Consider the following 15687-nt stretch of genomic DNA (forward strand, 5'->3'; position numbering starts at 1 on the left):
TTCGATGGACGAGTTGCGCGCCAAGGGCCTGGCCAAGATGAACGAGGTCTACGGCTGGGAGATGCCGAACATCGAGGGAGATCCGTACTTCGATCTCACCGTCGACCACCTGTTCGGCACCATCTGGAGCAAGCCGGGACTGTCGATGCGCGAGAAGCGGCTGATGACGTTGTCCGCTGTGACCGCCGTCGGCTCGCAGGACCTCGCCGAGATCCAGGTCAATGCCGCGTTGCTCAACGGTGAGTTCACCGAGGAAGAGCTCAAGGACATCGCCATCTTCCTCACCCAGTACCTCGGCTTCCCGCTCGGCTCCGGTCTCAACGGAACCGTGTCCAAGGTGGTGGCCAAGCGCCGCAAGGCCGCCGAGAAGGGGCTGGCCGAGGATCGGAAGGCGAACGTCAACGCCGCCGTCAAGATGAACACCGGGAGCGAGCTCGATGACAAGTAGGTATGCGTCGCTGACGCACGACGAGCTGGTCAAGCTGGTCCCCGAGCTCCTGCTCATGGGGCAGATGATCGACCGCTCCGGGATGGCCTGGTGCATCAGCAATTTCGGGCGCGAAGAGATGCTGCAGATCGCGATCGAGGAGTGGGCCGGGTCCAGCCCGATCTACACCAGGCGGATGCAGAAGGCGCTCAAGTACGAGGGCGTCGACATCATCACCATCTTCAAGGGGCTGCAACTCGACATCGGCGCTCCGCCGCAGTTCATGGATTTCCGCTACACGGTCCATGATCGCTGGCACGGCGAGTTCCACCTCGACCACTGCGGCGCGCTGCTCGACGTCGAGCCGATGGGCGAGGAATACGTGCGCGGCATGTGTCACGACATCGAGGACCCGACCTTCGATGCCACCGCGCTGGCCACCAACCGCAAGTGCCAGGTGCGTCCGATTCACCGGCCGCCCCGGACGCCTGCGGACCGACAGCCACACTGCGCCTGGACGGTCATCATCGACGAGTCCTACCCCGAGGTCGACGACATCCCCGCGCTCGAGGTGATCGGCCGGACTCGCGCAGCCCAAACGGTTCTGGATCCGATCGACCCTTCCGATGAGGGTGCGGCCGACTACTCGGGCCCACTGCTGTCGGACTTCGATTTCGCGGCGTTCTCGCATTCCGCACTGGTTCGGATCGCCGACGAGGTGTGCCTGCAGATGCACCTGCTGAACCTGTCGTTCATCCTCGCGGTGGGGGCACGCGCTGGTGCCGACACCGCGTTGGCCACCGATATCTGCGCCAAGCAGCTCATCGGGGTGGCGGGTGTCGGTGCCGAGCGCATCCACCGAGCTCTGGGCCTGCCCGGCGGCATCGAGGGTGCGGTGCGCGTGCTGGAACTGCACCCGTTGTTCAACCCGGCCGCCTACGTCGACGCCGAGTTCGGTCCCGACACGGTGTCCGTGCGTCGGTCGCCGGCACACGAGGACGGTTCCTGGGTGGCGCTGGTTTCGCCGGCCGAGACCCGGCCCCTGCAGGCCATCGTCGCCGCCATCAACCCGCACCTTTCCGTCGAGGTGATCGGGTCGGATGCGGAGTGGACCGCACGGGTGATCGAAACCGAGACCGCGGCAAAGGAATTCGGTGAGGTCGCAGTAGTCAAATTCAGCGGTGGGGCCGAGTTCGTGTTCGAGCCGAGGAAGTCGTTGCCGCTGACCGTGGTGTGACGCGCAGCGTCAGGATTTCGCCCGTTCCAAGGCTCTGGCCCCTGCGGTCGAGGCATCAATCAAAGTTGCGGCAAACGTCCGCTCATGGGCCGATTTCCCGTCTCTGAGACCATATGGATGTCCATCTCGGCGATCTAGAGTCGCAGGGTGGGCATCGCAACCGTCCGCGTATGTGCCCTGGTGGTGGCAGTGTTCACCGGGTGCACGGCGGCGTGCGCCGGTGGCGCGCCCGAACCGGTGCGGGCACCCGAGAGCATCTCTGCCTCGCCGCAGAATCCGCGGCCCAGCGTGGAGCCGGAGCAACCCGCCCGGGTTCAGCCCGTCGACGAGGCCGCGTTGGGCGCCAGTTGGCGGCCGGGATGCCCGGTGCCGCCGGCCGACCTTCGCCGAATCACCTTGTCGTATATCGGTTTTGACGGTCGATCCCACCGGGGTGAGTTGGTGGTGCACCGTGATGTGGTGAGCGACGTGATCGAGATTTTCGGGGATCTGTATTCGGCGCGATTTCCGATCGAGAAGTTGCGCACGGTGGACCACTATCCGCGCGCCGACGACGAGCTGTCCATGGAGGACGACAACACCTCGGCGTTCAACTGCCGGCCGCTGCAGAGTGGAGCATGGTCGTTGCATGCCTACGGTCGTGCGGTCGACATCAACCCGCTGGTCAACCCGTATATCTCAGCCTCTGGCGACCTTCAGCCGCTTACCGCGCGGGCTTATCTGGACCGCACCCGCACCGATCCGGGGATGATCCACGACGGAGACGTGGTGGTGCGGACCTTCGCCGAGCGTGGCTGGCGCTGGGGCGGGCACTGGCATGACCCGGTCGATTACCAGCATTTCGAACGACGTTGACGGGCCGAACCCGGCTAAAGCCCCGCGGACGGCCGTTCGGGCGCCAAATTACCGGCCACCACGGCCGAGCCGACCCACCGGCGCAGGTAGCTGCGCAGTGCCTCGCCGGTGCGCGGAGGCCGACCCGGGTCGATGACGAATGACTGGATGATCCGCAGCAGATGCTCGGCGAGCTCGTCGAGTTCGGCGTCGGTGTATCCGAGGCCCGTCCAGTCGACGTCCAGCTTGCGCATCAACGCGCGGGCAAAGTCGACTGCGACATCGGAGGTGACCGATTCGGTGTGGGCGTTCGCGCGTCCGGGAGCGACGAGCAAACCGATGTGCTTCTCCTGGGGTAACCACTCCAGCGCGGTGGCGATGGCCTCGGCGACCGCCTCCACCGGGTCGGTCACACCCCGAAGGTGAGCGGCGACGCGGTCGAGGAAATCGCTGGCCGCGTTCACCGCGGACGCCACCAGCAGGGCGTCGGTGCTGGGGAAATAGCGGTACACGGTCTGCCGGGTCACGCCGAGGGTGCGCGCCACGTCGGCGATGGAGAAGTCGGCGCCCCGCTCATCGATGGCGTTGCCCGCAGCGACGAGGATGCGGGCAATCGCCTCCTCGTCGCTGGCCGGCGCGGAGCCGGACCACCCGTGCGTTCGCATGGGCGAATCCTAGAACAAACAGCGGATCACCTGCGGTAGGAGACCGGCAGATCCTTGACGCCGTTGATCCATCCCGACCGGAGACGTTGGGGCTCACCCAGTTTGGCGATATCGGGGATCTGATCGGCGATCTCGTTGAACATCAGCTTGATCTCCATCCGCGCCAGGTTGGCACCGATGCAGAAATGCGCGCCGTTGCCGCCGAAGGCCAGGTGCGGATTGGGGTTGCGCAGGATGTTGAAATCGAAGGGCTTGTCGAAGACCGATTCGTCATAGTTGGCCGAGCTGTAGAACAGGCCGACGCGCTGCCCGGCTTTCACAGTGACATCGCCGACCTGGATGTCGGACAGGGCGGTCCGCTGGAAGCAGTGCACCGGAGTCGCCCAGCGGATGATCTCGTCAACCGCGGTGTCGGGACGCTCGCGCTTGAAAAGCTCCCACTGGTCGGGGTTTTCGAGGAAGGCGTTCATCCCGTGCGTCATGGCGTTGCGGGTGGTCTCGTTGCCTGCGACGGCCAGCAGGATCACGAAGAAGGCGAACTCGACTTCGGTGATGGCCTCGCCGTCCCCGCCTTCCGCATCGGCCTGCACCAGGCGGGTCACGATGTCGTCGGCCGGGCACTTCCTTCGTTCCTCGGCCATGTTGTAGGCGTAGCCCATCAGCTCGGCATTGGCCATCGTCGGATCGGCGTCGAAATCCGGGTCGTCGGTGTTGATGATGGCGTTGGACCAGTTGAACACCTTCTCCCGGTCTTCCTCGGGTACGCCGATCAGGTCGGCGATGGCCAGCAATGGCAGGCCCACCGCGATGTCGTCGACGAAATTGCCGGCGTCCTTCTGGGCGGCCTTGGCCACGATGTCGCGGGCCGCCAGGGCCAACTTCTCCTCGAGTGCGGCGACCGAGCGCGGGGTGAACAGCCGCGACACCAGCTTGCGAAGCCGGGTGTGCTCGGGCGCGTCGTGGTTGATCAGCAGGGCCTTGGTCAGGTCGAGTTGCTCGGCGGTCACGCTGTCCGGCAGCCGCATGACGGCGCCCTTGGCGTTGGTGGACCACAGGTCACCGCCGTTGCGGGAGATCGTCTTGATGTCCTCGTGGCGGGTGATCACCCAGTAACCGCCGTCGTTGAAGATCGATTCGCCCTGCTCGTTCCACCACACCGGGGCGGTCTGGCGCAGTTGGGCGAACTCCTCGACGGGGATTCCGCGGAGCAGGACGTCGGGGTCGGTGAAGTCATAGCCGGCGCCGAACGGGCAGGCGCTCATCGTTGTCATGCCGGGGTCATCTCCTTGTGTGACGGCGGGCACATTCCTGCATTCGACCATACACCGTGGCGTCAAGTGTATGCCCGTAGGTTTCCCGCTACGCTACGACCGTGCGCGTCCTCGTTATCGGATCCGGAGCCCGTGAACACGCCCTGCTGCTGGCCCTGCGCCGCGACCCGCAGGTGGAGGAGTTGGCGGTGGCCCCCGGCAACGCCGGAACCCAGTCCATTGCCGACCAGTACGACGTCGACATCACCTCTGGTGAGGCCGTCGTGAAGCTGGCCCAGCGCCTCGGCAGCGACCTGGTGGTGATCGGACCCGAGGTTCCGTTGGTGCTCGGCGTGGCCGACGCCGTACGGGCCGCCGGTATCGCCTGCTTCGGCGCGAGCAAGGACGCCGCCCGCATCGAGGGCTCCAAGGCGTTCGCCAAGGACGTCATGGCCGCCGCCGGGGTGCGGACGGCGACCAGCGAAATCGTCGACAACCCGGCCCACCTGGACGCCGCGCTCGACCGCTTCGGGCCCCCCGCCGGCCAGGCCGCCTGGGTGGTCAAGGACGACGGACTGGCCGCCGGTAAGGGAGTGGTGGTCAGCGCCGATCGCGATGCCGCCCGGGCGCATGCCGCCAGCCTGCTCGACTCCGGACACCCGGTGCTGCTGGAATCGTTCCTGGACGGGCCCGAGGTGTCACTGTTCTGTGTGGTCGACGGCGCCACCGTCGTGCCGTTGCTGCCCGCGCAGGACTTCAAACGCGTCGGCGACGGCGACACCGGGCCCAACACCGGTGGCATGGGCGCCTATGCACCGCTGCCGTGGCTTTCGGACTCGGTCAAAGCGCAGATCGTCGACGACGTCGTCAAACCCGTTGCGGCAGAACTGGTTGCCCGGGGCAGCTCGTTCTCTGGCCTGCTCTACGCCGGCCTGGCGATCACCTCGACCGGTCCTTCGGTGGTGGAATTCAACTGCCGCTTCGGCGATCCGGAGACGCAATCGGTTCTGGCTCTGCTGGATTCGCCGTTGGCGCAGCTGCTTAACGCTGCGGCCACCGGGGAGCTCGCCTCCTTTGGTGACCTGCAGTGGCGCGACGGCTATGCCGTGACCATCGTGGTGGCGGCCGAGAACTATCCGGGCCGGCCGCGCGTCGGCGACGTCATCCAGGGATCGGAAGCCGACGGCGTGCTGCATGCCGGTACCGCGCGCCGCGAGGACGGCGCGGTGGTTTCCTCGGGCGGCCGGGTGCTCTCGGTGGTCGGCACCGGAGCGGATCTGCCCGCCGCGCGCGATGCGGCCTACGCGCTCGCCAAGTCGATCCGGTTGCCGGGCAGCCACTTCCGCGGCGATATCGGTCTGGCCGCCGCCGAAGGGCGGATCACCCTTTAGGGGTCACCTTCCCTCGCGACCAGACGCAAAACTGCCCATTTTGGCTGAGAAATGGGCAGTTTTGCGTCTGCTCGCGGGAGGGATCAGGCGACCAGTAGCGGTGCCATCCAGGAGATCTCGGCGGGCAGCTGCGAACTCCAGAAGCTGCCATCGTGTCCACCGGGGGAGAACCCACCGGCCGGCGGATTGGGCAGTTCGGAGATGAACTGCTTGGTTGCCGAATAGAACGGATCGCTGTTGCCGCAATCGATCCGGATCGGAATCGATCCCAGCGCGGGCTGGCCCCACACAGTGTTGGCGGCATAGTCCGCTGCGCTGTCGAAAGCCCCGGGCGCTGCGGCGCCCGACGACGTCCACAGCGCGGGGCTGACGGCACAGATCGCGGCGGTACGTGCCGGCCCCAGCCGCGAACCCAGCAGCAGTGCACCGTAGCCGCCCATCGACCAGCCCAGGAACCCCACCCGTGAGGTGTCCAGACCCTGATCGCCGAGCATCGGGATCAGTTCGTCGAGCACCATGGCGCCCGAGTCCTCACCGGATGCGCGCTTGTGCCAGTAACTTCCACCGCCGTCGACGGCGACCACTGCGAACGGCGGCAGTCCCGCGGCCACGGCCTCGGCCAGGCCCTGCTCGACTCCGCCGGCCATCACGCCGGCGGCATCCTGCCCTTTGCCGTGCAGGGCGATGACCGGACGGAGTTTGCCGGTCTGGCCGGGCGGGCGCGCGATGGCCCAGTTGGTCTTCGCCCCGCCGCGTGCGGCCGAGGTGAACGAGCCGCTCGTCATAGTGGGGGCTGCGACGGGACTGGCCACCGAACCCGGGGCGGAGGCGAGGGCCAAGGCGCCGGCGGCGCCGGCGGCTGCACCGACGCCGAGGCGCAGGACTGCGCGACGACTCAAGTTGGGCATGCGGGCCATCTTGCCATCGCCCGACAAAGGCATCGGTCAGTGGCATTCTCGCGGCGTGACCGACGTGCCGGCAAAACCTGAGTAAAGGCTGATGATTGACCGAAAGCCCCATGTGGAAGGGGTCCGACTGGCACGATGCTAAAGGTGACGGCAGCGGTCACCCCTAAAGGGGAGCGTCGGCGGTACGCCCTCGTCAGGGCGGCCGCTGAATTGCTCTGTGAGGGCGGCTTCGACGCCGTCCGGCACCGCGCCGTGGCCCGCCGCGCCGGCCTCCCGCTGGCTTCGACGACGTACTACTTTTCTTCACTGGACGACCTCATCGCGAAGGCTGTCGAGTACATCGGCACCCAGGAAACCGAACATCTCAGTGCCGGTGTGGCTGCGCTCTCGCGGCGGCGTCGCGGTGCCGAATCGACCGCCGACGTCCTCGTCGACTTGTTGCTCGGGGCGTCTCTGGAACGGCGTGGCACCGAGGAGTTGATCTCGCGCTACGAGCGCTACATCGCCTGTGCCCGGCAGCCCGGACTGCGTGACATCCAACGGCGCATCCTGCAGCAGCGGACCGACGCCGTCGTCGAGGTGGTGGAACGCTCGGGCCGCTCGGTGCGGGCCGAACTGGTCACCGCCCTGGTGTGCGCCGTCGACGGAGCTGTGGTTGCATCGTTGGTCGACGAAGGGGAGGGGCCCCGGGCCAGCGCCAGGGCCACGTTGATCGACGTCATCGACGTATTGGCGCCCGTCGACGAACGGGCGGTGCGCGTCTGACCGGTGAAGGAGGGGGAATGTCGCAACCCGCAACCGCGGCGCAGCCACAGCTCAAGCGGGTGATGGGACCCGGCCTGCTACTGCTGTTCGTCGTCGGTGACATCCTCGGCACCGGTGTGTACGCGCTCACCGGTCAGGTCGCCAAGGAGGTTGGCGGCGCAGCTTGGCTTCCCTTCCTGGCGGCGTTCCTGATCGCCACCATCACCGCGTTCAGCTACCTCGAGCTGGTCACCAAGTATCCGCAGGCCGCCGGCGCAGCGCTGTACGCGCACAAGGCCTTTGGCATCCACTTTGTGACGTTCCTGGTGGCGTTCATCGTGATGTGTTCCGGAATCACCTCGGCCTCAACGGCTTCGCGCTTCTTTGCGATCAGTTTCTTCGACGCGATAGAGGTCAACTTCGGGCAGTTCTATACCGATAACGTCGCTCACCTGAAGGTGATCGGAGTCATCCTTCTTGCGCTGTTGTTCATGGCTCTGATCGCCGCAGTCAACCTGCGCGGCGTCAGTGAGAGCGTCAAGCTCAACGTGGTCCTGACGTTCATCGAGATCACCGGCCTGGTGCTCGTGATCGGGGTGGGGCTCTGGGCGATTGTCAGCGGCGTGGACGTCGACTTCTCCCGCGTCGTCGCATTCGATACCTCGGGGGAGAAGAACGCGTTCATCGCGGTCACCGCCGCGACGTCACTGGCCTTCTTCGCGATGGTCGGATTCGAGGACTCGGTCAACATGGCCGAGGAGACGAAGGATCCGGTGCGAATCTTCCCGAAGGTCTTGCTGACCGGGTTGGGTATCGCCGGGCTCGTCTACGTCGTCGTGGCTGTCATCGCGGTCGCGTTGGTGCCGGTCGGAACGCTCGCCGAGTCGGACTCGTCACCGCTGGTGAAGGTTATGGAAGCCGCCGCGCCGGGACTCCCGTTCTCGAACATCCTGCCTGTCATCTCGATGTTCGCCGTATCGAACACCGCATTGATCAACATGCTGATGGCCAGCCGGCTGATCTACGGCATGGCCCGTCAGCACGTCCTGCCGCCGATGCTCGGCGCGGTGCACCCGAAGCGTCATACGCCGTGGGTGGCAATCGTTTTCACCACGCTCATCGCGTTCGGCCTGATCTTCTATGTGTCGGCGTTCGCGAGCGGCGACACCGTCGCGATTCTCGGCGGGACCACCTCGTTGCTGCTACTCGCGGTCTTCTCGGTGGTCAATGTCGCGGTCCTGGTGCTGCGCCGCGATGTGAAGAGAGAGGGCGGGCATTTCAAGACACCGACGGTGCTGCCCGTCATCGGTTTCATCGCGTCGTTGTACCTGGTACTGCCGACGTCGGGGCGGCCGGCCGTGCAGTACGTGCTGGCGCTGGCCTTGGTCGCCACCGGCGTGGTGCTGTTCTTGATCACCAAGTTGATCAACCGCCAACTGGGTATCACGGGGCCCGGCATCACCGATCCGACCCATCTGGCCGACGCGCCCTAGGAGTCGGTGCGCAGCTTCGCAATCCGGTTCTGCAGCAACGCGACCCGGTGGGCATTACCGTCCAGCCCGATGTAGCGGTCGTCGAACACCGCCAACAACGCGTCGTCGAGGCGACGCACCGCGCCGGGCGGATACCGGTAGTCCATGAGCCGGTTGATCTCGTCGGTGTCCACCGAATCCAGAAGACCGGTCAGCGCTTCTAACGTGGTGATACCCAGCTCGAGCAGCAGCCCCGAGATCCAGGCGTAGTGGTCGGTTCGCGACCAACCGGCGTCCGCGAAGCGGTTGCCCAGATAGGTGGCGAGCACCGGGGTGGGGATACGGGAATCCCTGGAAAACCCCGGAGACTCGGCCTCCTCGTCTTCGGACATGGTCAGCCGCAGGCGTTCCCGGATCTCGGTGAACTCACGGTCGGCGAGTTCCAGAAGCCCGGCGGCCAACGTGAACCGACGGTCCAGCTCACTCACGTGCTCGGCCGGTATCGAACCCTTGTACCGCACATCGTGTTCGAACTCGGCCCACGCATGCTGCAGGACGGTACGGACCTGGATGGATGCCGGATACTGTTCGCCCTCGACCCCGAACAGCAGATGCCGGCTCGCATACCCCCACCGGCCCTGCCGGGCGGTCTGCAGGCCCATGTCCTGGTCGTCGAGCAGCCGCATCTCCTCGGCCAGCAGATTGGCCACCGCGTCGACATCCTCACGCAGATAGGTGATGACGCGCAGACCCACCTGATCGGTGATCTCCACCAACGGATCGCTGTACAACGGAGTGCCGTCGCCGGCGCGGCGGTTGGCTTTCGCGGCGAACGAATCGATGCTCTTGGTGCGGGCCGTGATGCTCAGGTAGTTGATGCCCGCCTCGTCGAGTAGGCCGGTGACCAGCTTGAGGTACTGCTCGGTGGCGGCCACCAGGTCCGGGCGCCGCGAGGCGTACTCGGCCACCGCCGTCGACGGGGCGGTCTCGCGTACCGGGGCCGGCCGCGGCCGGGGGAGCCGATCAGCAGGCAGAGACGGGGTGACGATGTACCCCGAGGCGAAGTCGCCGTAGATCGTCACATCCTCCGGCCGGTCATACCAGTACAGCGCGATGTAGGCACAGAGCATCGCATCGACGGGATCCTCGTCCCGGTCGAGCTGGCCCGGCCGGGTGGCCGCCTCGATCCGCCGCCGCAGCTCCACCCAGTTGACATTGCGATTGGCCCGCAGCCTCGGCGTCGCCGTGTCGAGTTCCTCGATGTACGTCATCAACTTGAGCAGCTCCCGCTGCCGGTCGCCGAAGGCGCCTCGCTTGTACTTCAAGGTCTTGTCGAGTCCGAACAGCACCACGCTCGCCGGATGTGGATACACCTCGATGGCGCGCCGATTCGACTGCGACGACGGATCCATGTCGAGGCCAAGGGCCGTCGCGATACGCGCGCCGCGCGGATGCTTGAACTCGGGTCGCTCGGTGAATGCGGGGCGCGCCCCGGCGTCGAACCGCTGGAAATCCCGGTTGAGATCTCGCTCGCACGGACGGTGGCCCGTCGGGTTGTTGACGATGAGCGGCGCATCGATCGCAACCAGGCAGTCACCGCTGACATAGGGCTCGATCGCCGCGCCTATGTCGTCGTCGTCCTGTGCCACCCCGACGTGAAGGACCCGGCCACTGGAGTCGATGACAGCGACCCCCGTCTGATTCTTCTCGCCCCACGCGAGGTCGAGCCCGACGAAGTACATCCGTCCACTGTCTCATTGGTGGTCCGGCCCGGGCCGTAAGCTGTGTGTTCGTGACGATCCCGAATGTTCTGGCCAACCGCTACGCCAGCGACGAAATGGTCGCGATCTGGTCGCCGGAGGCCAAGATCGTCGCCGAACGCCGACTCTGGCTCGCCGTGCTGCGGGCCCAGGCCGAGCTGGGTGTCCCGGTGCCCGACGGTGTGGTCGACGACTACGAGCGGGTTCTGGAGAACGTCGACCTGGCCTCGATCGCGGCCCGCGAGCGGGTCACCCGCCACGACGTCAAGGCGCGCATCGAGGAGTTCAACGCGCTGGCCGGCCACGAGCATGTGCACAAGGGCATGACCAGCCGCGACCTCACCGAGAACGTCGAGCAGCTGCAGATCCGCCGCTCCCTGGAGCTGGTGTTCGCCCACGGCGTCGCCGTCGTCGCCCGACTGGCCGAGCGCTCCGTCGTCTACCGCGACGTGGTCATGGCGGGCCGGTCGCACAACGTGGCGGCCCAGGCCACCACGCTGGGCAAGCGGTTCGCCTCGGCGGCCGAAGAAACCCTGCTGGCGTTGACCCGGCTGCGCGAGCTGATCGACCGGTACCCGCTGCGCGGCATCAAGGGCCCGATGGGCACGGCCCAGGACATGCTCGACCTATTTGACGGCGACACCGAGAAACTGGCCGAGTTGGAGCGGCGGGTCGCCCAATTCCTCGGATTCACAGACGTTTTCATCAGCGTCGGGCAGGTCTACCCGCGCTCGCTGGATCACGACGTGCTCTCGGCGCTGGTACAGGTGGGTGCCGGGCCTTCCTCGATGGCGCACACCATCCGGCTGATGGCCGGCCACGAACTGGTCACCGAGGGCTTCGCACCAGGTCAGGTCGGGTCGTCGGCGATGCCGCACAAGATGAACACCCGGTCGTGTGAGCGGGTCAACGGCCTGCAGGTGGTGCTACGCGGGTATGGCTCGATGGCCGCCGAATTGGCCGGTGCCCAGTGGAACGAGGGCGACGTGTTCTGCTCGGTGGTGCGCCGTGTTGCGCTGCCGGACGCGTTCTTCGCCGTCGACGGGCAGACCGAGACGTTCCTGACCGTGCTCGACGAGTTCGGCGCCTACCCGGCGGTGATCCAGCGCGAGCTGGACCGCTACCTGCCGTTCCTGGCCACCACCCGCATCCTGATCGCCGCGGTGCGGGCCGGGGTCGGCCGCGAGACCGCGCATGAGGTGATCAAGGAACACGCTGTCGCCGTCGCGTTGGCGATGCGCGAGCAGGGGCGTGAACCCGACCTGCTCGACCGCCTGGCCGCCGACCCGCGGCTGCCGCTGGACCGGGCCGCCCTGGAGGCCGCGCTGGCCGACAAGCAGGCCTTCACCGGCGCCGCCGGCGCCCAGGTCGACGGGGTTGTCGCGGCCGTCGACGAACTGGTCAGCCGCTACCCGGAGGCCGCCAAGTACACCTCGGGCGCCATCTTGTGACGTTGGCGGCCGACCTCACCGACCTGGACAACTTCGCTGCCGGTTTTCCGCACGAGTTGTTCGCCGCGCACCGCCGCGAAGCGCCGGTGTACTGGCACGAGCCGACCGAGCACACCCCGGACGGCGAGGGCTTCTGGTCGGTGGCCACCCACGCCGAAACCATTGCGGTCCTACGGGACGCCGAGACCTATTCCTCGGTGACCGGCGGCTCCCGGCCCTACGGCGGCACGCTGCTGCAAGACCTGGCCATCGCGGGCCAGGTGCTCAACATGATGGACGACCCGAGGCATGCCGAGATCCGGCGACTGGTCAGCTCCGGGCTGACCCCGCGGATGATCAGGCGGGTCGAAGACGACCTGAGGGCGCGGACCCGCCGGCTGCTCGACGGGATCTCCCCGGGTGATCCGTTCGACTTCCTGGTCGACGTGGCCGCCGAGCTGCCGATGCAGATGATCTGCATCCTGCTGGGAGTGCCTGAATCCGAGCGGCATTGGCTGTTCCACGCGATCGAGCCCCAATTCGACTTCGGCGGTTCCCGTTCGGCGGCCATGCCGCAGATGTCGGCCGAAGAGGCCGGATCGCGGATGTACACCTACGGCTCTGAGTTGATCGCGGCGAAGCGGGCCGAGCCCACCGACGACATGCTGTCGGTGGTCGCGAATGCGACGGATGCTTCTCTGTCTGACCTTGAGCTCTACCTGTTCTTCTCCCTGCTGTTCAGTGCAGGTGCCGAGACCACCCGCAACTCGGTGGCCGGTGGGCTGCTGGCGCTGATCGAAAACCCTTCGCAGATGGCGTTGTTGCGTGAGGATCTGGGTGAACTGCCGACGGCAATCGAAGAAATGGTGCGCTGGTCCTCGCCGTCACCGTCGAAGCGCCGCACCGCAACCCGGGCGGTGACGCTCGGCGGCTGCGACATCGAGCCAGGACAGAAGGTGCAGGTGTGGGAAGGGTCGGCGAACCGGGATTCACTGGTCTTCGCGCAACCGGACGTTTTCGACATCACCCGTAAACCCAATCCGCACTTGGGTTTCGGCTATGGCATCCACTACTGCCTTGGCGCCAATCTGGCCCGGCTGGAGTTGCGGGTGTTGTTCGAGGAGCTCCTTCAGCGGTTCTCGGCGGCCCGTCTGGTGAAGCCCGTCGAATGGACCCGCAGCAACCGTCATACCGGTATCCGACATCTGGTGGTGGAGCTCGGGGCGTGAAACCCGAGGCGTTCGCCGCGGTCATGGCGACCGGCATCGTGTCGATCTCCGCGGGGCAGCACGGCTATGGCGTCATCAGTTGGCCGCTGGCGGTGCTCGCGGCGCTCGGGCTGCCGGTGCTGATGTACCTCGCCGTCCTCCGTTGGCCGTCCCTCGATCTGCAGAGCATCGACACTGTGGTCGGTTTGTTCACGTATGTGGCGGCGTGCGCGGTGGTGGCTGCCCGGTTCGCCGAGTACGGGCCCGCGCTGTGGATCCTGGGAGCGATGGGTCTTGCCGGCTGGCTGGCGCTGATCCCGATGCTGCTGGTGCAGATGCGGCGGCTGGGGCCGACCGGCCTGCGGGATCGTGCCCGTGGCACCTGGGAGCTGGCCAGCGTTGGGACGTCCGGGCTGTCACTCATCTTCGTCGCTGAGGGAATCGTGTTCTGGGGGTTCATCTTCTGGGGTGTCGCCCTGTGCCTGTACGGCGTGATGACTCTGCTCATCGCGTGGCGGGCACTCGGTGAGCCCGAGGTTCGGCGCAATGTGCCATCCGATCACTGGATCCTCATGGGTGGCCTGGCAATCGCAACGCTGGCCGGTGAGCACATCTACGGTGCGCTGCCACCCGGCCCGATTGCCGATGCGGTGCGCGTCCTCACCATCGCGACTTTTGTTGTTGCCACCGTGCAGATCGTGCCCCTGGCGATCACGAGCCGGCGCCAGATGCTCGACTGGCCCGCGGTGTTCCCGTTGGGCATGTACTCGGTGGCCGCATTCGGCCTGGCCCTCGAAACCGGTTGGAATGCACTGTCTGTCGTATCGCAGGTGTTCTTCTGGATCGCATTCGTGGCCTGGCTGGCGGTGGTTGTCGTGGTGGTCGGGCGCGTCGTTCGCCTAACCTCGGGGCATGGACTCAGGCCAGAATGACCACCTCCGAGTCTCAGACGCCGAGCGCGCGAAGGTGGGACAACTGCTCGAACGCGCGGTAGCCGAAGGCATGATCACGCTCGACGAGTTCAGCGAGCGCTACGACGCCGCCCTGGCCGCCCGGACCCGTGGCGAGCTGAATGCAGTTTTGGTCGACCTGCCGTTGGGGCGGCCGGCCGTACCGACCCCGGCTGCGGCACCCGAGGAGCTGCGCGGCTGGATGTCCTCGGTTGTGCGGCGTGGACAGTGGACGGTGCCGCCCGCCCTGCACATGACAACGCGGCTGTGCAGCACCACCCTGGACTTCACGTCGGCCGTCCTGAACGGCCCGATCGTGGACATCGTCCTCGACGATTACTGCAGCTCGACAGAGCTCATCGTGCCGGCGTCGGCCACCGCCGACCTCAACGGCGTCAACGCCATCGCCGGCAGCGCCACCGTCAAAGTGCGCACCAGCCCGCCGTCGGACCAGCTGCACCTCGTCGTGCGCGGCCGTGTGCGGATGGGTTCTGTCACCGTGCGGCACCCGTTCGGAAGCTGGCTGCGGCGCTTGAGCGGCACCGGATAGCCTCGCCGGGGCGATCGTCAAACTTTTTGACGGTTCTGGTGAGGACTATCGGCCGGGAGTCTGGCCGGTGGTGGTCGTCTCTCGGTGCGACGCGTCGCACGGGACTTCGTCAAACTTTTTGACGGTTCTGGTGAGGACTATCGGCCGGGAGTCTGGCCGATGGTGGTCGTCTCTCGGCGCGACATGTCGCACGGAACTTCGTCAAACTTTTTGACGAAATCACTCGATACGGCGCAGGCGCATGCCGGCGGAACGCAGTTCCAGGGCGGCGAGGCCGCGAATGGCCCGCTGATCTTGACTGCGCCACGCGCCGACAGGGTCGTCCGACACCGCGGTCAGCTTGGCCAGCGGTCGGTTGGCCAGGGCCCGCAGCGCGAGCAGTTGTTCGCCGGCGCTCGTCGAGGCCAGGGTGATCGCGGTCCACTTGCGCCGGAAGAACCGCACCCGTAGGAACAGCCACGGCATGGCGACGAACAGGATCGGAGCGGCGGCCACTGCCAGGGCCAACACCCAGGCCAGCCAGCTCGCGGTGCTGTCCAGGTTGTGGCCGGCGCCGGCGATGTCGAGGGCGGCCTCGCTGGCGGCGCGCAACGGCTTGCTCAGTGTGTCGCCGATCAGCGGAACGTGGTCAGTGCTGTCGCCGGCCGATCCCAGGTTGTCGGCAACCCCGTTGGCGCCGCTCTCGACCTGCCTGCCGACCTCAGCGATGGTCGCCACCGCCGAATGCACGGCCATCCCGACCAATATCCACACCGCGATCCACGTGATGACGGCCACGTCGCTGAACAACTGGGCCAACAAGCGGCCAGGTCTGCTGGCATAGGGCAGGTACCGCGATCTCATGAGACCGATCCCAACACA

General features: G+C 66.6%; 15 protein-coding genes. 10 read left to right on the forward strand and 5 right to left on the reverse strand.

The genetic code is table 11. The annotated features are described in order from the left end of the window. Window positions 1–4 precede the first annotated feature (4 nt). The 3 genes from A5779_RS19440 to A5779_RS19450 all read left to right on the forward strand — a co-directional run bounded on the left by A5779_RS19440 (window position 5) and on the right by A5779_RS19450 (window position 2519). Window positions 5–448: a carboxymuconolactone decarboxylase family protein gene (locus A5779_RS19440; protein WP_064884702.1), complete on the forward strand. Its 444-nt coding sequence runs from the start codon at window positions 5–7 to the stop codon at window positions 446–448. Then, a complete protein-coding gene (locus A5779_RS19445) occupies window positions 438–1664 on the forward strand; it encodes a hypothetical protein (protein WP_064884704.1) in 1227 nt (408 codons plus the stop codon). The genes A5779_RS19440 and A5779_RS19445 overlap by 11 nt, the downstream gene beginning before the upstream one ends. Window positions 1665–1811: 147 nt before the next feature. Next, on the forward strand, window positions 1812–2519 hold the full coding sequence (locus A5779_RS19450; protein ID WP_064884706.1) for a M15 family metallopeptidase: 708 nt from the start codon (window positions 1812–1814) through the stop codon (window positions 2517–2519). Window positions 2520–2533: 14 nt separating this feature from the next. Here A5779_RS19450 and A5779_RS19455 read toward each other — a convergent pair whose 3' ends face one another. Next, a complete protein-coding gene (locus tag A5779_RS19455) occupies window positions 2534–3163 on the reverse strand; it encodes a TetR/AcrR family transcriptional regulator (RefSeq protein WP_064884708.1) in 630 nt (209 codons plus the stop codon). A 26-nt stretch (window positions 3164–3189) separates the two neighbouring features. Then, complete coding sequence (locus tag A5779_RS19460; RefSeq protein ID WP_064884710.1) at window positions 3190–4434, reverse strand: cytochrome P450; 1245 nt, start codon at window positions 4432–4434, stop codon at window positions 3190–3192. A gap of 101 nt (window positions 4435–4535) precedes the next feature. Here A5779_RS19460 and purD point away from each other — a divergent pair, with 101 nt between their 5' ends. Beyond that, on the forward strand, window positions 4536–5804 hold the full coding sequence (gene purD, locus A5779_RS19465; protein WP_064884712.1) for a phosphoribosylamine--glycine ligase: 1269 nt from the start codon (window positions 4536–4538) through the stop codon (window positions 5802–5804). Window positions 5805–5887: 83 nt separating this feature from the next. Here the strand turns inward: purD and A5779_RS19470 are convergent, their stop codons facing one another. After that, window positions 5888–6721, reverse strand: a complete 834-nt coding sequence (locus A5779_RS19470; RefSeq protein ID WP_064884927.1) for an alpha/beta hydrolase — start codon at window positions 6719–6721, stop codon at window positions 5888–5890. A 126-nt stretch (window positions 6722–6847) separates the two neighbouring features. Here A5779_RS19470 and A5779_RS19475 point away from each other — a divergent pair, with 126 nt between their 5' ends. Next, complete coding sequence (locus tag A5779_RS19475; RefSeq protein ID WP_064884713.1) at window positions 6848–7477, forward strand: TetR/AcrR family transcriptional regulator; 630 nt, start codon at window positions 6848–6850, stop codon at window positions 7475–7477. A gap of 17 nt (window positions 7478–7494) precedes the next feature. Next, window positions 7495–8949 carry an APC family permease gene (locus tag A5779_RS19480; protein ID WP_064884715.1) on the forward strand — a complete coding sequence of 485 codons (1455 nt, stop codon included), beginning with the start codon at window positions 7495–7497 and terminating at the stop codon, window positions 8947–8949. On the opposite strand, the gene relZ is transcribed toward A5779_RS19480, so the two are convergent. Further along, a complete protein-coding gene (gene relZ / locus A5779_RS19485) occupies window positions 8946–10670 on the reverse strand; it encodes a bifunctional ribonuclease/(p)ppGpp synthase (protein WP_064884717.1) in 1725 nt (574 codons plus the stop codon). The two genes, A5779_RS19480 and relZ, sit on opposite strands and share 4 nt — an antisense overlap. A gap of 50 nt (window positions 10671–10720) precedes the next feature. On the opposite strand from relZ, the gene purB reads away from it, so the two are divergent. The 4 genes from purB to A5779_RS19505 are packed head-to-tail and all read left to right on the forward strand — an operon-like array spanning window position 10721 to window position 14826. Beyond that, entirely contained in the window at window positions 10721–12139 is a 1419-nt protein-coding gene (gene purB, locus A5779_RS19490) for an adenylosuccinate lyase (RefSeq protein ID WP_064884929.1), read from the forward strand. 2 nt (window positions 12140–12141) lie between these two features. After that, the gene (locus A5779_RS19495; protein ID WP_064884931.1) at window positions 12142–13347 is read left to right on the forward strand and encodes a cytochrome P450; all 1206 of its coding nucleotides are present in this window, start codon (window positions 12142–12144) and stop codon (window positions 13345–13347) included. Then, on the forward strand, window positions 13344–14258 hold the full coding sequence (locus A5779_RS19500) for a tellurite resistance/C4-dicarboxylate transporter family protein (RefSeq protein ID WP_064884719.1): 915 nt from the start codon (window positions 13344–13346) through the stop codon (window positions 14256–14258). Before A5779_RS19495 ends, A5779_RS19500 begins: the two co-directional genes overlap by 4 nt. Beyond that, a complete protein-coding gene (locus A5779_RS19505; protein WP_064884720.1) occupies window positions 14239–14826 on the forward strand; it encodes a DUF1707 SHOCT-like domain-containing protein in 588 nt (195 codons plus the stop codon). Before A5779_RS19500 ends, A5779_RS19505 begins: the two co-directional genes overlap by 20 nt. 219 nt (window positions 14827–15045) lie before the next feature. Here A5779_RS19505 and A5779_RS19510 read toward each other — a convergent pair whose 3' ends face one another. After that, complete coding sequence (locus tag A5779_RS19510; protein WP_064884722.1) at window positions 15046–15669, reverse strand: hypothetical protein; 624 nt, start codon at window positions 15667–15669, stop codon at window positions 15046–15048. Window positions 15670–15687: the final 18 nt, after the last annotated feature.

The sequence above is a fragment of the Mycolicibacterium peregrinum genome (assembly GCF_001665625.1).
In the GTDB taxonomy this organism is placed as follows: Bacteria; Actinomycetota; Actinomycetes; order Mycobacteriales; family Mycobacteriaceae; genus Mycobacterium; species Mycobacterium peregrinum_B.